Consider the following 16,118-nt stretch of genomic DNA (forward strand, 5'->3'; position numbering starts at 1 on the left):
CGATGCCATTTATTATATCCCGGGTAAACATCCCGCTTTCACACGAACAGGAAATGGCACTTAAGGCCGGGCTGGGCCAGGCCATTTCGCTTGTGCCGGGTAAATCTGAAGCATCACTGATGCTGGGGTTTGAAGACGCGTATCACCTGTATCTTAACGGTGACAATGCTCAACCTATGGCTTATATCACTGTGGCTGTCTTCAGCAATCGTTGCCACCGTGGTTATGAGCAACTGAGTATGGCCATTTGCCAGATTTTCCACCGGGTTCTGGAGATAGACCCTGACAGGATCTTTATCAATTATGAGGATATACCTGCGTGGAGCGTGGCAGGCAGGGCATTCATTGACAAGCGGAGCAGTGCTGAATGACTGCAGAAAAAAAGCTGACTCTCACCATCTTTACGGACCCAATGATGGGCTTATCTTACGAAAGTGAGCCCTTTTTCCGTAAACTGGAAACGCACTTTCAACAGCAGATTCAGTTCAGGTACGTCATGTCCGGGCTGGTGCGAAATGTCTATGATTTTGTCGATCCTGAAGACTTGAAGGTGAGTCAGGAATACGCTCTTGAAAAATACATGTTGCAACTGGCAGCGATATATAAAAGCGAAGAAAACATTACCGGCATGCCTATAAATATGACGGATTTTCAGCTTTTTACGACGGAATTTAACTCCTCCATCCCGCTGAATCTGGCCTATAAGGCGGCGCAATTAGCGGACAGCAATAAAGCCGACCATTTTTTATATCGCCTGCGCTTCGCCACCGTTGCTGAATGCAGACCGACAACGCGTCTGAAGGAAATACTGGCAGTAGTGGCTGATACCGGTATCAACGTTAATGAATTCCTTAAGCACTATCAGGACGGCAGTGCACAAGCGGCGCTGGATGATGATTTCAACCTGCGCCAGTCGCTGGATGTGAGGGGGCTACCGGCTTACCTTTTTGAATATGACGGCAAACAAGTCATGATTAACGGCGTGATAGGGTATGAACAGTTTTATAACATCATTAAAAATCTGTCCGATGGAAAAGTCTCTGCACATCAGCCAGAAGTCTCTACGAATAGCATTCGGGATTTAATTAATCTGCATCCGTTAATATCGTCAATTGAAATTAAAGACGCTTTTTCCCTGCGAGATCTCTCGGCAGTTAAGGCACTGATCCAGCCCCTACTGGATTCAGACGAGATATCGATAAAGCCGGTTCATAACGGGTGGTTCATTCAGCAGAAAAAATAAACCGTGCAGGTATTCAGTCTCTTCAATATTTGCAGAGGAGCAGACAATGCGCACGATCATTAAAATACTCGTTATTATTACTAAATAAGTAATTCTGTTTTAAAGATCGGGTGCTTTTTCGTAACAATAATGACGTTTAGGATCTTCTCCAGAGCAATTTACTACTGTACCCGCTTAAACAGCTTGGCTGAACAACACTTTTGAGGAGATCTTGACATGAAAAACAATCGTATCTGTCAAATATTAGGGATCGAAAAACCCGTTATTCAGGGGCCATTATCGTGGCTTACCGACGCGCGTCTGGTTGCCGCCGTGAGTAACGCTGGTGGTCTGGGTGTACTCGGGCCAAACGCAGGTTTAACGGCAGAAACCGCTGTTTCGACACCCGAAGAAACTGCCGAAAAGATGCGTGAAGAAATCCGTAAAACCAAGCGACTGACAGAAAAGCCATTCGGGGTAAACCTTATTCCTACCCCGGAAAATGATATTTGGACACCGCCTATCATGCAGGTGATCAAGGAAGAGGGCGTCAGGGCTGTGGTTTATACCGGTTACGGTGAAGGTGCCGTTATTCCGGGCCTCTTTAACGAATTAAAGGAAGCGGGCATTGCAATCATTTACCGCGATATCAACCCGACACCTGAAAACACCCGTCTGGCGGAAGAGGCTGGTGCCGATATTATCGTCGCAACCGGTTTTGACGAGGGGGGGACTTTACCTGCAACCGCGCTGGGAACCTTTTCGATCGTGCCGTTGATTGCTGATTCCGTAAAAAACATTCCGATCATGGCTGCAGGAGGTATTACTGACAATCGCACTGCAAAAGCGGCACACGCACTTGGTGCTGAAGGTGTGTTTGCCGGTTCGGTCTTCATCGGTACGGAAGAAAGCCGCGTGCCGCAGTCTGTCAAAGATAAAATCATTGAAGCCAATGGTCTTGATTTGCTCCTTTTCCGTACCCTGCCTGATTACTATCGCTCACTCCCGGGTAAACTTGCCGAGAAGCTTGTTGCGATGGACAAAGCAGGCGCAAGTAATGAAGAGTTGGGTAAAACAATGGGGGGGTTACGTGGCTTGCGTATCGGCATGCTTGAGGGAAATACAGATGAAGGCTACATCGCGCTCGGTACGGGAATAGGGAACATTCGCTGCATTAAAAGCGTCGCTGAGGTTGTGAATGAGTTAACCGTGAGCTAATCGTAAGTCATGGCCGCTAGGCGGGTCAGGTCAATCTGAAATACGGTCTTGAGCCAGGCGTGCAGATTTACACGCATATTTCGGATCAGTACAGCCCTTTTTACGCTAAAGTCATCAGCCGCGTACGGGACTCAACGTACGTACTTGATGGTCTGTTGTACCACGAATACGATCTGGAAGTTACAGAGCAGGCAGCGACCGTTGTCGCTGCTCTATCCGCACCGGCATCTCTCGCATAAGGTTCGAGTCTTTGCCGACTGGCTGCAGCGGCTGGTAACGAATCTGGATCGAACGGTATCGCCTTGACTCTGCTGGCTGAGCGTTTATATATAAAATGTGAATGCTATTAAGGCAATGAATCACATAGCTGGATAATGACTTAACCTGTAAGGGAATGCTGATGAAACTCTGGAATAAAACACTGCTTGCTTCCGCCCTGTGCCTGACCCTGTTTGGCTGCGACGATGCGTCGAAAGTCGATAACAAACTGGATAAAGCCAAAGATAATGCGGAGCAGATGAAGGATGCGGCGGCGGATAAAGCGCAGGCGATTAAGCAGGATGCGGATAAGCAAATTGATACGCTGAAAAGCCAGGCCGACGCCGAGGCCGATCGCCTGAAGGATCAGGCCAGCGCCATCAAGGCGGAGGCGGACAAGAAAGCGGATGCCATCGCCCAGCAGGCGAAAGCCCAGGCCGATGCCGTGAAGCAGAACGCGCAGCAGGAAAGTGATCGCATTGTCAAAGAGGCGGGTCAGATCAAAGACAACGCTATCGGCGATGCCAATCAGCTCTCGGCGGAGGCAGCGAGCAAAACCAAGGCCATTCAGGACAGTATCGCCAAGGATAAACAAAACACTGCGCCGCCGGCGGCCCAGCAGTAACTTGCGGTGTTTGCCAGGCCGCCGCCCGGCGCAAAAGCGGCTTAGCCCCCGCAGCCTTGCCTGGCGGCGCTGCGCTTGCACAGGCCTACGGAGGGTGCCAGTTGGGTGCCAAATCACCTGATATTCCAGACCGGGCAAGGCGTCGCCACCGCCCGGCACGTGGGTCGAAAGCACATCATGCTCAGGGGTATCTTACGATACCCCTTTTTTATGCCTGGCGCGGGATCAGCGGTTCGGGATCAGGGTGCCTTTCAGGCCGTGCGGCTCTGAGCGCAAATACTGCGACGGCACGCGGACCTGGGCGCCAAGGCTGGCGGCAGCGTGCCATGGCCAGTGCGGATCGTAGAGCACCGCGCGGGCAAGAGCGATCAGGTCGGCATCACCTTCTTCCAGCGCCATTTCCGCCTGCTGCGGTTCGGTGATCAGCCCCACGCCAATCACCGGGATAGCTACCTGCTCGCGAATATCGCGGGCGAAAGGCAACTGATACCCCGGCCCAACGGCGATCGACTGCTGCGGCGACAAACCGCCGCTGGAGACGTGAATATAGTCACTGCCCAGCGCTTCTAGCTGCTGGCTAAACTGAATGGACTGCTCGCAGTCCCAGCCGCCTTCGACCCAGTCGGTCGCCGACAACCTGACCCCCACCGCCATGGTGTTGCCCACCGCTTCGCGGATCGCTTTAAAGACTTCCAGTGGATAGCGCATCCGGTTCTCCAGCGAACCGCCGTACTCGTCGCGACGGTGATTACTGAGCGGGGAGAGAAACTGGTGCAGCAGATAGCCGTGGGCGGCGTGCAGTTCAATCAGCTCAAAGCCCAATCGCTGGGCGCGCAGCGCGCTGGCGACGAAGGCCGCTTTGATGCGCGCCAGATCGGCATGGCTCAGCTCAACGGGGGCGCGATCGCCATCGTGAAACGCCACGGCGGAAGGGGCGACGGTCTGCCAGCCACCATCGTTGAGCGCCAGCTGATGGCCTCCCTGCCACGGCGCTGCGCAGGAAGCCTTGCGCCCCGCGTGCCCTAGCTGGATCCCAAGGCGGATCGGCGACCAGGCCCGGACATCCTCTACCACCGCGCGCAGGGCGTTTTCGGTTTCATCATCCCACAACCCCAGATCCCCTGGGGAAATACGTCCCGCAGGCTCTACCGCCGTGGCTTCGAGAATTAACAGGCCAGCGCCGGAGAAGGCCAGCTGTCCGAGGTGGATCCGATGCCAGGAGGACGCTTTTCCCTCGTCGGCAGAGTACTGACACATTGGGGCGATAACGATACGGTTATCCAACGTCAACTGACCAATACGCGTCGCGCTAAAAAGATGACTCATGAGTACCTCGTAAATGTTAAGCGTGGTCTTGCAGAGGGGCAGACAGTCACTGTTTATAGCATGCCTGCCTGCGTCTCCCGTATTCGGTTATTGCGCTTAAGCGCTCCGTTATTCAATAAACCAGAGGCGACGCCGACGACCGGTTGCCTGCTGCGACACGGCGCGAGCCATTGCGCTGCCAATCTCGGCGCTGGCGGTCAGCCCCTGCACAAAGGGACGATCGTGCATCAGCCAGGGAAGGGCGCCGAAGGCGATCCGACCGCGCAACGTCTCCGGGGCCTGCAGAGTGTAGTCCTCGCCCACATCCGGAATGTCATCGCCACAGGCCAGCAGTTGCTGGCGCAGTGAAGGGAAGGGCAGATCCCGGGTTTTCAGCGCTTTTTGTCCGCGAGCATCGATAAAGACATCAAATTCTCTGCGTCTCTGGTGATGAACAATGACGGTCCGGCTGGCCTCACGCTGCAAATCATAATCCTCGCCGAGCGCCACAATACGCAGAATGCCCGCCTGGTGCAGGGCCAGCAGCCGACGAATGGATTCCGGCGGAATGGCGGCGTAGTTATCGATAAATACCCGGGCGAGACCCTGGCGGAAGCGTCGGCTGTCCTCGTCGTTGAGCTGAGGCACCACAGTTTCAATCGCCTCATGCAGGCGCAAAATGGCATAGCGCCAGGGCACCGTGTGGTGTTCGCGCTTATTGCGCTCTACCTCCTGCAGATTGCGCTGCGCCCACTGGAACGGGTCATGGGTGAGGCGGTCGGCAAACCAGGCGTCGGCGATACTGTCAGCCGTCAGCTGACGAAGCCCGATCGCCGCGCACCAGTCCGGGGCGGCATATTCCAGCTCCTGGACGATCAGCTCGAACACGCGTTCCAGCAGACCGTCTCTACCCTGAGCAACGGCCGCTTCGAGGGCGGCGGGTGTGGCAATTTCCAGCGGCTCCCACGGGATCGGGCAGTAAAAATCGGCTTCCGGCAGCACGCCGTGGCGTGACATCAGAGTGATCTCCAGCGCCTCGCTGCCGGGATGGCGGGAAAAATGGGTCGTTTTGTCGTGTTTGGTATGGAAAACACCGTGGCGGGCCACTACCGCCACGGCGGCATCAATCGCGCTTAAGGAGGTTCCCAGGATCCCCACCCGGCAGGGGGCAATGCGGGCCTCCATCAGGCCGGTCCACGGACTGGGGAAGTACTGTCGGCTGGCGCGCTCTTCTTCAGGCCACAGATGGCCGGTGGCAATCGCCACCAGGTCGACAATGACCGGATCTGCTGCACTATCGGTGTGGATGACGATCCCGGTGGGCTGAACCGCAATATCCGTGACTTCACAGGATTCACAGACCCTAATCACAAAGCCGACGTCCCGGGCCCGCTCAACGAGGTACAGAAAACGGTCGCGATAGTACTCGCCGAGGATCACCCGCGGCAAAAACTGGCGCTCATGCAGAGCGTGCCGTTCAAGCCCACGCGCCGTCAGCCAGTCATCGCTGTGCTGCTGCAACCATTGCAGGTAGGTCAGGTCGATGGGGGGGATCTCAATACTGGCGATATTGGCCAGCATCTGTGCCGCGGTATTATCGTCGCTGTAGGGCATACCGACCCCGGCCTGCGCCTCTTTTTCAAACAGGGTGATGGCCAGCGGCTCACCACGCTTCACCAGTTCATACAAGGTGTAAATTCCCGTCGGCCCCACGCCGACAATGGCAATTCTCTTCATGATTCTCTCCCTTCCTGTGGGCAGATACGGCATTGATGACGCTTCGCTTCAGCGAACCTGATTTTAATTCTGGTCGAAAATTGCCGATCCGGTGGACCGCTGCACGCAATTTGAAACAAATTAGCATGCTAATAAACTTGCCGACTGCCGTAAAAGGGGTGTAATTAACAAAAGAGCAACTTTCTATACAAACAATTTACAAAGCGGTGACACCAGCTTGCTCTGCCGGACGCCGCGCAAGCTTCCGGCAATGCGCCGGAATAGGGATGACAACATGCACGGCTGGACTTCACGACAGCGCAATGCGGCGATTGCCAGTTTTTTAAGCTGGACGCTCGACGCTTTCGACTTTTTCCTGTTGGTTTTTTTACTGAGCGATATCGCCCATTCATTTCACGTCGACCTCGAAGAGGTCACCCTGGCGATTCTCCTGACGCTGGCCGTGCGGCCGGTAGGCGCACTGATTTTCGGCAGAGCGGCGGAGAAGTTTGGTCGCAAACCCATCCTGATGCTGAACATTGTGTTCTTCTCGGCTTTTGAGCTGCTCTCCGCCGCCGCGCCGTCGTTGATGCTGTTCTTCCTGCTGCGAGTGCTGTATGGCGTGGCGATGGGGGGGATCTGGGGTGTGGCCTCGTCATTGGCCATGGAGACGATCCCCGACCGTTCGCGCGGCCTGATGTCCGGCCTGTTTCAGGCGGGATATCCCTTCGGCTATCTGCTGGCGGCAGTGGCTTATGGGCTGTTGTTTGAGCAGCTCGGCTGGCGCGGGATGTTTGTGATTGGCGCGGCCCCGGTACTGCTACTGCCATTTATCTATTTCTGTGTCGAAGAGTCACCGGTTTGGCTGGCGGCCCGGCAGAATAAAGAGAGTACAGCCCTGTTGCCGGTACTACGTAGTCACTGGAAGCTGTGCCTGTATCTGGTGGTGTTGATGGCCGCCTTTAACTTTTTTTCCCATGGGACGCAGGATCTTTACCCGGTCTTTTTGAAAGTTCAGCACGGCTTTGAGCCTAAAACGGTCAGCATCATCGCGGTTTGCTATAACATCGCCTCGATCATTGGCGGGGTGTTTTTCGGCTCGCTGTCGGAGAAAATAGGCCGGCGCAAAGCGATTATGATCGCTGCCCTGCTGGCGCTGCCAGTTATCCCGTTGTGGGCTTTCGCCAGCGGCTCGCTGGCGCTGGGGGCGGGGGCATTTTTGATGCAGTTTATGGTGCAGGGGGCCTGGGGGGTGATCCCCACCTGGCTCAACGAGCTGGTGCCGGCCAATACCCGGGCGGTGCTGCCCGGCTTTGTCTATCAGTTGGGTAATCTGCTGGCTTCGGTGAATGCCACACTGCAGGCCGCCATTGCTCAACATCACGGGCATAACTATGGCCTGGCGATGGCGCTGGTGGCCGGGACGGTGGCCATTGTCATTACCGTGCTGACCTTCTTTGGTCGCGAGGGACGGGTGTCTCAGCCTGCAGGGGCGGTGCGCCACCAGCCGCTCTCCACCAGCCGTTAACTTCTGTGAACGGGCGTGGCCATGCGCCCGGTCACGTACATTAGCCACGCAAACGAATAGACGCCGCCTGGCGTTTTTCCAGGGAGCAGATCCCAATCCCCACCATGATGAACAGCGCACTGAACAGATGCCAGGCCTGCGGTTGGGTATGCAGGAACAGGATACTCAACACCCCGCCGGAGAGGGGGATGATGTGGGTGTAAATTTCGCCCCGGGTAGCGCCAATCGCGGCGATACCTTTGTTCCAGAACAGATAGGCCAGCCACGAGGGAAAAATCACCAGATACGCCAGGCCGATGAGGAAAAGCGGCTCGCGCCAGGCCATCCAGTCCTGCGCCGGGTGGCGCATCAGCCAGAAGATGACGATTGGCAGCAGGATCAGGGCGCCGAGCAGCGAGCTGACGGCGACAAAGCCATTCGCCGGGATCCGGCGGTCCTTCAGACGTAACAGCGAACAGTAGAGCGCCCAGCTCAGCGCCGAGCCCATGGCCCACAGATCGCCGACGGAAAAGCGATGCAGCGATGTGGCATGCAGTGGGTTTCCCTGGAATAACAGGATCATCACGCCAAGGGTGCTGAAGATGACCCCCAGCCAGTTGCGGGCCGAAACCGGGTCGCGAAAAATTAGCCGGTTAATCAGCAGCACCATGCTTGGCGTGGCGGACATATAGATGGCGGCGTTAAGGGCGGAGGTGGTTTGCAGGCCAATATAGAGCGTGAGCGGGAAACTGACCTGGCCGCAAAGGGTTAGCACCAGCACCGCTGGCGCGTTTTCCCGTAACAGGTGGCGACTGGCGGCGATTTGCCGACGGTAAAGCAGGCCCAGCAGCAGCGCCGTCAGCGTCCAGCGCGCTTCGGTCATCAGGATCGGATCTACGCCCTGAACCAGCACGTGACCGACCACGTAATTTCCCCCCCAGAACAGGGCGGCCAGCGTCAGTAACAGATAGGGCATGGTGATTCCTTGCGTCGCTAATCATTGTACTGAATGGTAACTTTATCAATTTTATAATATCAACAATTTTTCAATGGTTTTTGTTTAATTCATTAAATATTTTTTATATACAATAAGATAGGGTATGTTGTGAAATTTTCATTGCCGCCATTTAAACGGTACTATACCGTATAGTCGCCATGTATTTCATAGGGATAAATCATGCGTAACATAGATAATGGGGTGATTGGAAGCGACCAGACCGCGGTGATGGCCAGGCTGGCGCTGGATGAGTTAATCGACCAGCTTCTGCACAGCAACGCGCTGTCGCTGAAGCTCACGGCTAACCCGCTGGTGGCCGACAGAGCCTGGCATCTCACTGAGAATACCTGCATCCGCGCCTTCTCCGCTGACGATCCACAGGCCAAAAAACGTGCGCACCACGCGCTGTTCATTCTCTATCAGTCCTGGCTTGCCGACCCGCTCTCGCCAGCGGCAGCCAATCAGTTTCATCCGCTGCTCTCCGGGATCAGAAATTATATTGAGTCTGAGTGGCTGCGGGCGGAAAGCAAACGTTTCCATCGCCAGAGACCGGTGCTTAACGCCGGCAATATCGTCGACGAACTGCGCGCCTTATGCCAGCAGCACCCGGCGTCTCATCATCCGCTGTTCGATTTCCTTGCCAGCGAGGCCTCTGCGGCGCAGATCGACTATTTCTTCAAAAGCGACAGCGCGCTGAATCTGCTGTTCTTCGATCTTGTGGCAATGGGGCTGGTCGGTTCGCTGCCGGAAACCCGCGCTGAGATTGCGCAAAATCTGTGGGATGAGATAGGTCAGGGCAGCACTGAGATCACCCACGTCAATCTGTATAAGGATTTACTGAAGCGGCGGAATATCGCGTTGCCGGATAATCATTTTGCCCACCTGTACGACTGGCAGGGCCTGGCCGGGTATAACGCCTTTATGCTGGGCGGCGTAAACCGTCAGCATTACTATAAATCACTGGGTGTGATGGCGATGACCGAGCTGCTCGACCCACCACAGTATGAAAAACTGGTGGCGGGCTGTCGGCGAATTGGCCTTTCCGAGCGTGACGTGCATTACTATGCCGAACACATCACCGTCGATATCGGTCATGCGGATGGCTGGCTGAACAATGTGATTGTGCCGATTGGCAAAAAACATCCGGCGGCGATGGAGGAGGTCTACTTTGGCGCCGCGCTGCGTCTGCAAACCTGCAACGATTATTATGATGGTCTGCTGGCGGCTCTGCAGTCGCTGGACGGCAGCTCACCATCTCACAGCGTACCGCCTTCTGAGTAAATAAGCGCTTTGGCCGCACTCCAGGCGGTGACCCCCGGCGGGATCTCCCGGCATTCCACGGATTCGGCCTGCTGGGCGGCGATAGCGCCATCGATGAGCATCACCATCATCATGGCGACCCGCTCGGCAGGCTCTGGTTTTAACACCAGCAGGAGAATATCGCGGAAGAACTGCCAGAGGAGCGACTTGAAGCGGGAACACTGCTCCCGGATCGCCGGCGATGACGCACCATATTCAAACAGCGCGCGGGTAAACATGCAGCCGTGGAACGTTTCGCAGGTAAACCAGCAATGATAGTAGTCGAACACGGCAAACAGCCTCTCCCGCGCGGTGGTTTTATCCGCGGTGATCTGCGCCAGATCCTGCATAAACTCACTCTCTTTCTGCCTGAGAATATCCAGAATAAGCGCCTCTTTATCGGCGTAGTAGCGATAGAAAGTCATTTTGGAGATGCCGGCATGTTCAGCAATCCGCTCGATGCTGGGCGACTGATATCCTTCGCGATTAAACAACGCGCTGGCGTGGCGGAGAATGTCCGCTTGTTTTGGCTTCATGCGTTTTCCTGTCGAATGGTTTGCTGTCACGACTGCCGGTGACATGGACGTCCTGCAGCAGCGGTGCATTATGCCGGATCTTGCCGCCAGACGGGTAAAAAGTAAATCAGCCGCGGTTTATACGCCGTCAGTTCCCTCAATAAAACAAGATTGCGTTGACATGCACAAGTCACCATACTTGTCTGCGATAAATCGCTTTGCATAAGTACGGAGGAGTCGCGTTAATAATCAGTATTCTGACCAGGAAATACCATCTTTCATAGTCAGCGATTGACTCAGGGCTTGCTCATGAAGAGCGATGACAACACCTGGGAAAATAAATAATTAACAAGGAATGGTTATGTACTACAAGAATGAAATTGTCCGTTATTTACAGGCTAACAATATTCTTGCGTTAAAACTCGAACATGCCGTAGCGGGAGCAGAAAAGGCCGTAGCAAACCAAATTGAAACCATAGGCGCAGGTGCAAAGCGTGCGCTTTATTATTCGTCCTGTTTTACCGATGAGTACCAGGATGTGTGCCTGCAACAAAAAACCGAAGACATACGATTTAAAAACGGTGTGATTTATCTCCTTAAACATGGAAATATTGCATACGATATGCTCAAGCTATATTTTGAACAAATATTCAAAGACAAAACTTCAGAGGAACTGGAGCGTATAAAGCGAATACTTATGGCTGTTAACATTCATATTGCCGCAAGCTCACTGACCAACGCTGGATTTGCTTTGGCAACAGCCTCATTTGTCGCTACAGGTATAAACCTCAATCTTGAACTTAGTGCATTGGCTGGACGCCGGGCAGGGGGAGTGGTAGGCGCTATCGGAATATATGGTATTGTGCAGAAAGCAGCAGAGAGTGCGCATCGTCTTTGCGTTTCCGAACCTGCGTATTATTCGGTACTTTACGCACATGAGCTGGAAATGATGTACTTTCTGATAGAACCATTGTTTCTAAAATCTGAGGCGTTTACAGCACAACAGGCATCGAATGAGGGGATTGCAAACATCATTACCAGGATGATCCGATAGCTATGATGAATCTTATTAAAAGATTGCTGCGAAGAATATTCAGATCGTTAATTTCATATTATGGCCCTGCTGTATTGACAATCCTCTTCGCCATGGCACAAGGGCTCTTTTTTCCAGAGACGCCTCTCTGGCTTGTTCCCCTGTTTTTCGTATTTGTAATTGTAATGTTTTATCGATTTGTAAAATTTTGACATTGAAAACTTAACTTTATATTAAATTTATAAGGAAATAATATGTCTACACCCGCACACTTATGGCTGGAAGATGAAAATGGTTCCCCAATTCTCGGCAGTTGTTTGATGCCACTGCGCCTGGGTTCTATCGAGTTAAAATCCTTTTCTCATGGGGTAACTATTCCGGTAGATCAACACTGGGGAAAACTAACCGGTACGCGGATCCATCAACCTGTAACGATCGTAAAGGAGTTCGATCAAACAACACCGCTGTTGTACAGAGCAGTCTGCGAAGGCCGAACCATGAAGAAGGCGACAATCAAGATGTACCGCATTCTGGAAACAGGTATCGAAGCCGAATATTTCAATATCATTCTGGAAAACGTCAAATTTACCACGGTTGCACCATTTCTTTCTCCGGGTGGGATGAGTAGTACCCATCTCGAAACACTCGAATTGCGTTATGAGGCGATCACCTGGAAGTATACCGAAGGGAATATTATCTATCGTGGCTCATGGAATGACCGGTGTTGCGCCTGAACTCCCCGCTGACCGATTACGATGAGATCTTAGCCTACGGCGGTACTCCGGAAGAATCCGCCATGCTGGTGCTGGCCACTACCAAAATCTATCGCTGGGATGAGGCTCCGCCATGAGCCTGGCAGCGCCAGGCTGCGCAGGTTAAGATGGCCCTGCGATTGCCAGTCTCATTAAGAAGAAGAGAAGAGATGATGTTACCCCTGACCACGCCCCGGCTGCTGCTGCGCCGGTTCAGAACGGAAGATCTACCGTCTTTCAGCCATTATCGCAATCTGCCGGAGGTGGCCCGCTTTCAGAGCTGGACCCACTACAGCATGACAGAGGCGACAGCCTTCTATGAACAACAGCGTTCGCTGGCCTTTGCTGAGGATGAGAGCTGGTTCCAGCTTGCCGTAGAGATCCAGGCCAACGGTGCGCTGGCGGGAGACGTGGGGATCCACTTTTTCGATCAGGGCAGACAGGCCGAGCTGGGCATGACCTTTTCCCCGGCATATCAGCACCAGGGGTATGCCCGGGAAGCGATGCGGGCGGTGATGGCCTTACTCTTTGAGCAATTAGCCCATCACCGGCTGATGGCGGTGGTTGATACCCGCAATGCCGGCGCGATCAAACTCCTGGAAGGGCTGGGCTTTCGTCGCGAGGCGCATTACCGGCAGAATATCTTTTTTAAAGGCGAGTGGGGCGACGAGTACCTGTATGCGCTGCTACGTAGCGAATATCAGTGAAGTGACGGGCGAGCCGTCACTTCTGTCAGGACTGCAGTTAGCTGTGCTGACGGATAAAGCGCGCGCGCCACGGTTTTAGCACCCACAGCGCGAGGGCGGCGGTGACAAAATCAAGGCTAATCGCGCAGCTGAAGACCATATGCCAGCCGTGGGTGTACTGATAGAGCAGGGCCGCCAGCGGGCCGCCGAAGATTGACCCAATCCCCTGCGAAATATACAGCCAGCCATAGTTGGTGGCGGCATATTCGCTGCCGAACGTATCGGTGAGCGTCGACGGGAAGAGGGAGAAGATCTCTCCCCAGCCAAAGAACACCACCCCGGAGAGCAGGACAAACAGCAGCGGATCTTCCCGGCATGCCAGCCAGAGCATCATCGCCACGCCTTCCAGCGCAAAGGCGATAAACATGGTTTGTTCGCGGCCGAAGCGGTCGGAAATAAAACCAAACAGCGGCCGGGTTAAGCCGTTGGTGAAGCGGTCTATCGTGAGCGCCAGCGGCAGCGCCGCCATGCCAAACACTACCGCCTGGCTAATGCCGAAATCTTCGGCGAACACCGCCATTTGCGAAGTGACCATCAGCCCGGAAGTCGACATCATCGCCATCATGGCAAACATCAGCCAGAACAGCGGCTGGCGCAGCATTTCCCGGGAAGTAAACGATCTGCTGCTCTGCACCACCGTCTGGCTGACGGGCTGGGAGACCGCGGGTGGCGGCAGCTTCAGCCCCTGACTGGCGAAGAAGCCGACGAGAGCGAAAAGGATGCCGAAAGTCGTCATCGTGTGTTCAAGGCCGTTAGTGGCCAGCGACAGGGAGACAGGGAAGGTGGTTATAATTGCCCCCATCCCGTAGCCCGCCGCCACCGCGCCGGCGGCAAATCCGCGCTGCTGCGGGAACCATTTGACCATCAGGCCGACAACGCCGATGTAGACAATCCCGGTCCCGAGGCCGCCCATGCAGCCATATACCAGCCAGAGCGTTGCCAGGCCGTTTACCTGCGCGGAAAGCACCCAGCTCATTCCCGCCATCACCGTGCCAATAGCGATCAGCCGCCGTGGACCAAATTTTTCCACTAACCGCCCCTGAAAAGGTGAAAAGAAGGTCTGCAGGATGATCAGCAGCGAGAAGGTGACCTGCAACTCTGGCAGACCGACGCCAAGTTTAGCGGCCAGGGGTTTTGTCAACAGCGTCCAGACATATTGCGGACTGGAAATGGCGGCCATGCAGATCAAGCCCAGCACCAGCTGGCGCCATTTGCCATATTTCGGGGTAACCAACGGTTCGCTGAGTGTCGTCATGTTGTTCTCCGTTTTCAGTAAACTGGCTTCCGTGAAACGCATCCACCCTGGATGCTTCACAGAAAGGGGAAGGTGGCGACCGCAGAGTGACGACTTGTTGTGGCCATACGGCATACCATCTTGTCCACATCGCGGTATACAAGCGCACAGCATTAAACGTGCCATATAAAATAATTTTTTATATTCAGGTGGTTAATGTAATGAGGGCATGTCTGATGGGGGGCGGCATGGTGAATGTGCGGCACCAGAGCGGTGCAAATGGGTTATCGCGGTGCGCTTCGCGTGCTAACTGGCGTAAGACACATCATGTATCCTTGACTGGCGTGAGACAGACTTCCGGGCAAAGCCGCCAAGGTAAACCGGAAATAAGGATGGCGGTTTACCTGCTTAGCACCAAATAAACGCTGCTGTCCCCACTGTTTTTTCTTTATGAGCTGGGCATGTATTGTATGGACTTTCGCAGAGAAACATTCTTCCTGGTAGAAATACTGGCTACCACACTCGATATGGGAAGCCGCCCGCTGACGCCTTATCGCCCCACATTAAGCTCACGCAGCGGTACTGGCCCGGACTTTGAGCACTGACGGAATTTCAATAAACTTTTCACACGGATTATCGTTAAGCAGATCGAGAAGGGCTTTACCGGCTTTCACCCCAATGTCATGCCAGGGAAACTCAACGGTTGTCAGGGCAGGGGAACAGACTGTCGATAACACCCCGCCGCCTAAACTCGCAATCGAAACGGTATTAGGCACTTTTATGCCGGCACTGTGGCAGGCCATCATGCATCCGCAGGCCATTTCATCCGATGTGCAAATTAACGCATCGAGATCGCCCCAGGTAATCATCATATCCTTAAATATATTGACGCCTGTGGCGATGGTGGATGGCAAATGCGTGGTCACCACCCGGTGTGGGGAGCGGTTCAGGGAAAGCATCGCAGTATTCCAGCCGCTGAGTAACTGGCGAAACATTGTGTTATTGGCTGGGGTACAGAGCAGCGCGATGTTTTTTAATGAGGCGTCGGCCAGATGAGTGACGATCTGTTTTACGGCCTTACCGTAATCCACGCCGATGCACATGCCCACGGGGTGGGTATTTAGCGCGCCAATTTCCAGGATAGGGACATCCACATTGGCCAGCAGCTGGGTGCAGCTCTCAATGGTATCGATATTGAACTGAATAATGGCCGCCGGGTTATAGGCGAGCATTTTTTCAAACGTCTTTTGTTCACTTTGACCGTCATGCCCGGACTCCATAAACATCATGGTATATCCGCGTTCAGTCAGCACTTTTTGCAGCGCTTCAGAGACCGGCAAAAAACCCGGCGAAGAGAAGGTGGGGACGACGGCGAGAATAAGATCGGAATGGACTGACGCCAGATTACGTGCCTGCAGATTTGGGACATAACCGAGTTGACTGACGGCCGCATCGATGCGATCGCGAAGCTCAGGGTTCACTTTTTCCGGCATTCTCAGCGCACGCGAGACGGTCATGGCGCTCACACCGACAAACTCAGCCACTTCAGTCAGGGTTATCTTACCCGTTCCTTTACGTCGTTTTTCTTTCGGGCTACCGTCCGCGTCTAAGCTCTTCACCAAAATCACCAACCGTTTGAAAAATAAAATATATCGAAAGTATATCTGCGAGTTGCATTATAACTTACCACA

17 protein-coding genes and 2 pseudogenes are annotated in these 16,118 nt (G+C 54.2%); 13 read left to right on the forward strand and 6 right to left on the reverse strand.

Annotated features, from left to right (window positions below; all coding sequences use genetic code 11):
- Positions 1-2 precede the first annotated feature (2 nt).
- The 6 genes and pseudogenes from LGL98_RS12305 (at position 3) to LGL98_RS12330 (ending at position 3,323) form a co-directional block, all read left to right on the forward strand.
- Positions 3-371 carry a phenylpyruvate tautomerase MIF-related protein gene (locus LGL98_RS12305; RefSeq protein WP_136034361.1) on the forward strand — a complete coding sequence of 123 codons (369 nt, stop codon included), beginning with the start codon at positions 3-5 and terminating at the stop codon, positions 369-371.
- On the forward strand, positions 368-1,243 hold the full coding sequence (locus LGL98_RS12310; protein WP_136034359.1) for a DsbA family protein: 876 nt from the start codon (positions 368-370) through the stop codon (positions 1,241-1,243). The genes LGL98_RS12305 and LGL98_RS12310 overlap by 4 nt, the downstream gene beginning before the upstream one ends.
- A 216-nt stretch (positions 1,244-1,459) precedes the next feature.
- Entirely contained in the window at positions 1,460-2,440 is a 981-nt protein-coding gene (locus tag LGL98_RS12315; RefSeq protein ID WP_136034357.1) for an NAD(P)H-dependent flavin oxidoreductase, read from the forward strand.
- A gap of 23 nt (positions 2,441-2,463) precedes the next feature.
- A pseudogene (locus LGL98_RS12320) lies at positions 2,464-2,628 on the forward strand (Tn3 family transposase); the annotation flags it as partial.
- A 4-nt stretch (positions 2,629-2,632) separates the two neighbouring features.
- Positions 2,633-2,746: pseudogene (locus tag LGL98_RS12325) on the forward strand (LysR family transcriptional regulator); the annotation flags it as partial.
- An 88-nt stretch (positions 2,747-2,834) separates the two neighbouring features.
- Positions 2,835-3,323 carry an E3 ubiquitin--protein ligase gene (locus LGL98_RS12330; RefSeq protein WP_168435409.1) on the forward strand — a complete coding sequence of 163 codons (489 nt, stop codon included), beginning with the start codon at positions 2,835-2,837 and terminating at the stop codon, positions 3,321-3,323.
- A gap of 225 nt (positions 3,324-3,548) precedes the next feature.
- Here LGL98_RS12330 and LGL98_RS12335 read toward each other — a convergent pair whose 3' ends face one another.
- Positions 3,549-4,649 carry an NADH:flavin oxidoreductase/NADH oxidase gene (locus tag LGL98_RS12335; RefSeq protein ID WP_136034354.1) on the reverse strand — a complete coding sequence of 367 codons (1,101 nt, stop codon included), beginning with the start codon at positions 4,647-4,649 and terminating at the stop codon, positions 3,549-3,551.
- Positions 4,650-4,757: 108 nt separating this feature from the next.
- Positions 4,758-6,365 carry an FAD-NAD(P)-binding protein gene (locus tag LGL98_RS12340; protein WP_136034352.1) on the reverse strand — a complete coding sequence of 536 codons (1,608 nt, stop codon included), beginning with the start codon at positions 6,363-6,365 and terminating at the stop codon, positions 4,758-4,760.
- 274 nt (positions 6,366-6,639) lie between these two features.
- On the opposite strand from LGL98_RS12340, the gene LGL98_RS12345 reads away from it, so the two are divergent.
- A complete protein-coding gene (locus LGL98_RS12345; protein WP_136034350.1) occupies positions 6,640-7,872 on the forward strand; it encodes an MFS transporter in 1,233 nt (410 codons plus the stop codon).
- 40 nt (positions 7,873-7,912) lie between these two features.
- Here the strand turns inward: LGL98_RS12345 and LGL98_RS12350 are convergent, their stop codons facing one another.
- A complete protein-coding gene (locus tag LGL98_RS12350) occupies positions 7,913-8,827 on the reverse strand; it encodes a DMT family transporter (protein ID WP_136034348.1) in 915 nt (304 codons plus the stop codon).
- A 201-nt stretch (positions 8,828-9,028) separates the two neighbouring features.
- On the opposite strand from LGL98_RS12350, the gene LGL98_RS12355 reads away from it, so the two are divergent.
- The gene (locus tag LGL98_RS12355) at positions 9,029-10,129 is read left to right on the forward strand and encodes an iron-containing redox enzyme family protein (RefSeq protein ID WP_136034346.1); all 1,101 of its coding nucleotides are present in this window, start codon (positions 9,029-9,031) and stop codon (positions 10,127-10,129) included.
- Here LGL98_RS12355 and LGL98_RS12360 read toward each other — a convergent pair.
- A complete protein-coding gene (locus LGL98_RS12360) occupies positions 10,105-10,683 on the reverse strand; it encodes a TetR/AcrR family transcriptional regulator (protein ID WP_136034344.1) in 579 nt (192 codons plus the stop codon). The two genes, LGL98_RS12355 and LGL98_RS12360, sit on opposite strands and share 25 nt — an antisense overlap.
- 340 nt (positions 10,684-11,023) lie before the next feature.
- Here LGL98_RS12360 and LGL98_RS12365 point away from each other — a divergent pair, with 340 nt between their 5' ends.
- The 5 genes from LGL98_RS12365 to LGL98_RS12385 are packed head-to-tail and all read left to right on the forward strand — an operon-like array spanning position 11,024 to position 13,154.
- Positions 11,024-11,716, forward strand: a complete 693-nt coding sequence (locus tag LGL98_RS12365) for a hypothetical protein (RefSeq protein WP_136034342.1) — start codon at positions 11,024-11,026, stop codon at positions 11,714-11,716.
- A 2-nt stretch (positions 11,717-11,718) separates the two neighbouring features.
- Positions 11,719-11,907: a hypothetical protein gene (locus tag LGL98_RS12370; RefSeq protein ID WP_032411087.1), complete on the forward strand. Its 189-nt coding sequence runs from the start codon at positions 11,719-11,721 to the stop codon at positions 11,905-11,907.
- A gap of 42 nt (positions 11,908-11,949) precedes the next feature.
- Positions 11,950-12,429 (forward strand): Hcp family type VI secretion system effector, encoded by a 480-nt coding sequence (locus LGL98_RS12375; protein WP_136034340.1) that lies wholly within the window; start codon positions 11,950-11,952, stop codon positions 12,427-12,429.
- Positions 12,417-12,545 carry a phosphoserine phosphatase gene (locus tag LGL98_RS12380; protein ID WP_136034338.1) on the forward strand — a complete coding sequence of 43 codons (129 nt, stop codon included), beginning with the start codon at positions 12,417-12,419 and terminating at the stop codon, positions 12,543-12,545. Before LGL98_RS12375 ends, LGL98_RS12380 begins: the two co-directional genes overlap by 13 nt.
- A gap of 30 nt (positions 12,546-12,575) precedes the next feature.
- Complete coding sequence (locus LGL98_RS12385; protein WP_168435408.1) at positions 12,576-13,154, forward strand: GNAT family N-acetyltransferase; 579 nt, start codon at positions 12,576-12,578, stop codon at positions 13,152-13,154.
- Between the two features lie 37 nt (positions 13,155-13,191).
- On the opposite strand, the gene oxlT is transcribed toward LGL98_RS12385, so the two are convergent.
- A complete protein-coding gene (gene oxlT / locus LGL98_RS12390; RefSeq protein ID WP_136034334.1) occupies positions 13,192-14,490 on the reverse strand; it encodes an oxalate/formate MFS antiporter in 1,299 nt (432 codons plus the stop codon).
- Between the two features lie 506 nt (positions 14,491-14,996).
- Positions 14,997-16,049 (reverse strand): LacI family DNA-binding transcriptional regulator, encoded by a 1,053-nt coding sequence (locus LGL98_RS12395; protein ID WP_136034332.1) that lies wholly within the window; start codon positions 16,047-16,049, stop codon positions 14,997-14,999.
- Positions 16,050-16,118 lie beyond the last annotated feature (69 nt).

The organism is Klebsiella africana (assembly GCF_020526085.1).
GTDB lineage: Bacteria > Pseudomonadota > Gammaproteobacteria > Enterobacterales > Enterobacteriaceae > Klebsiella > Klebsiella africana.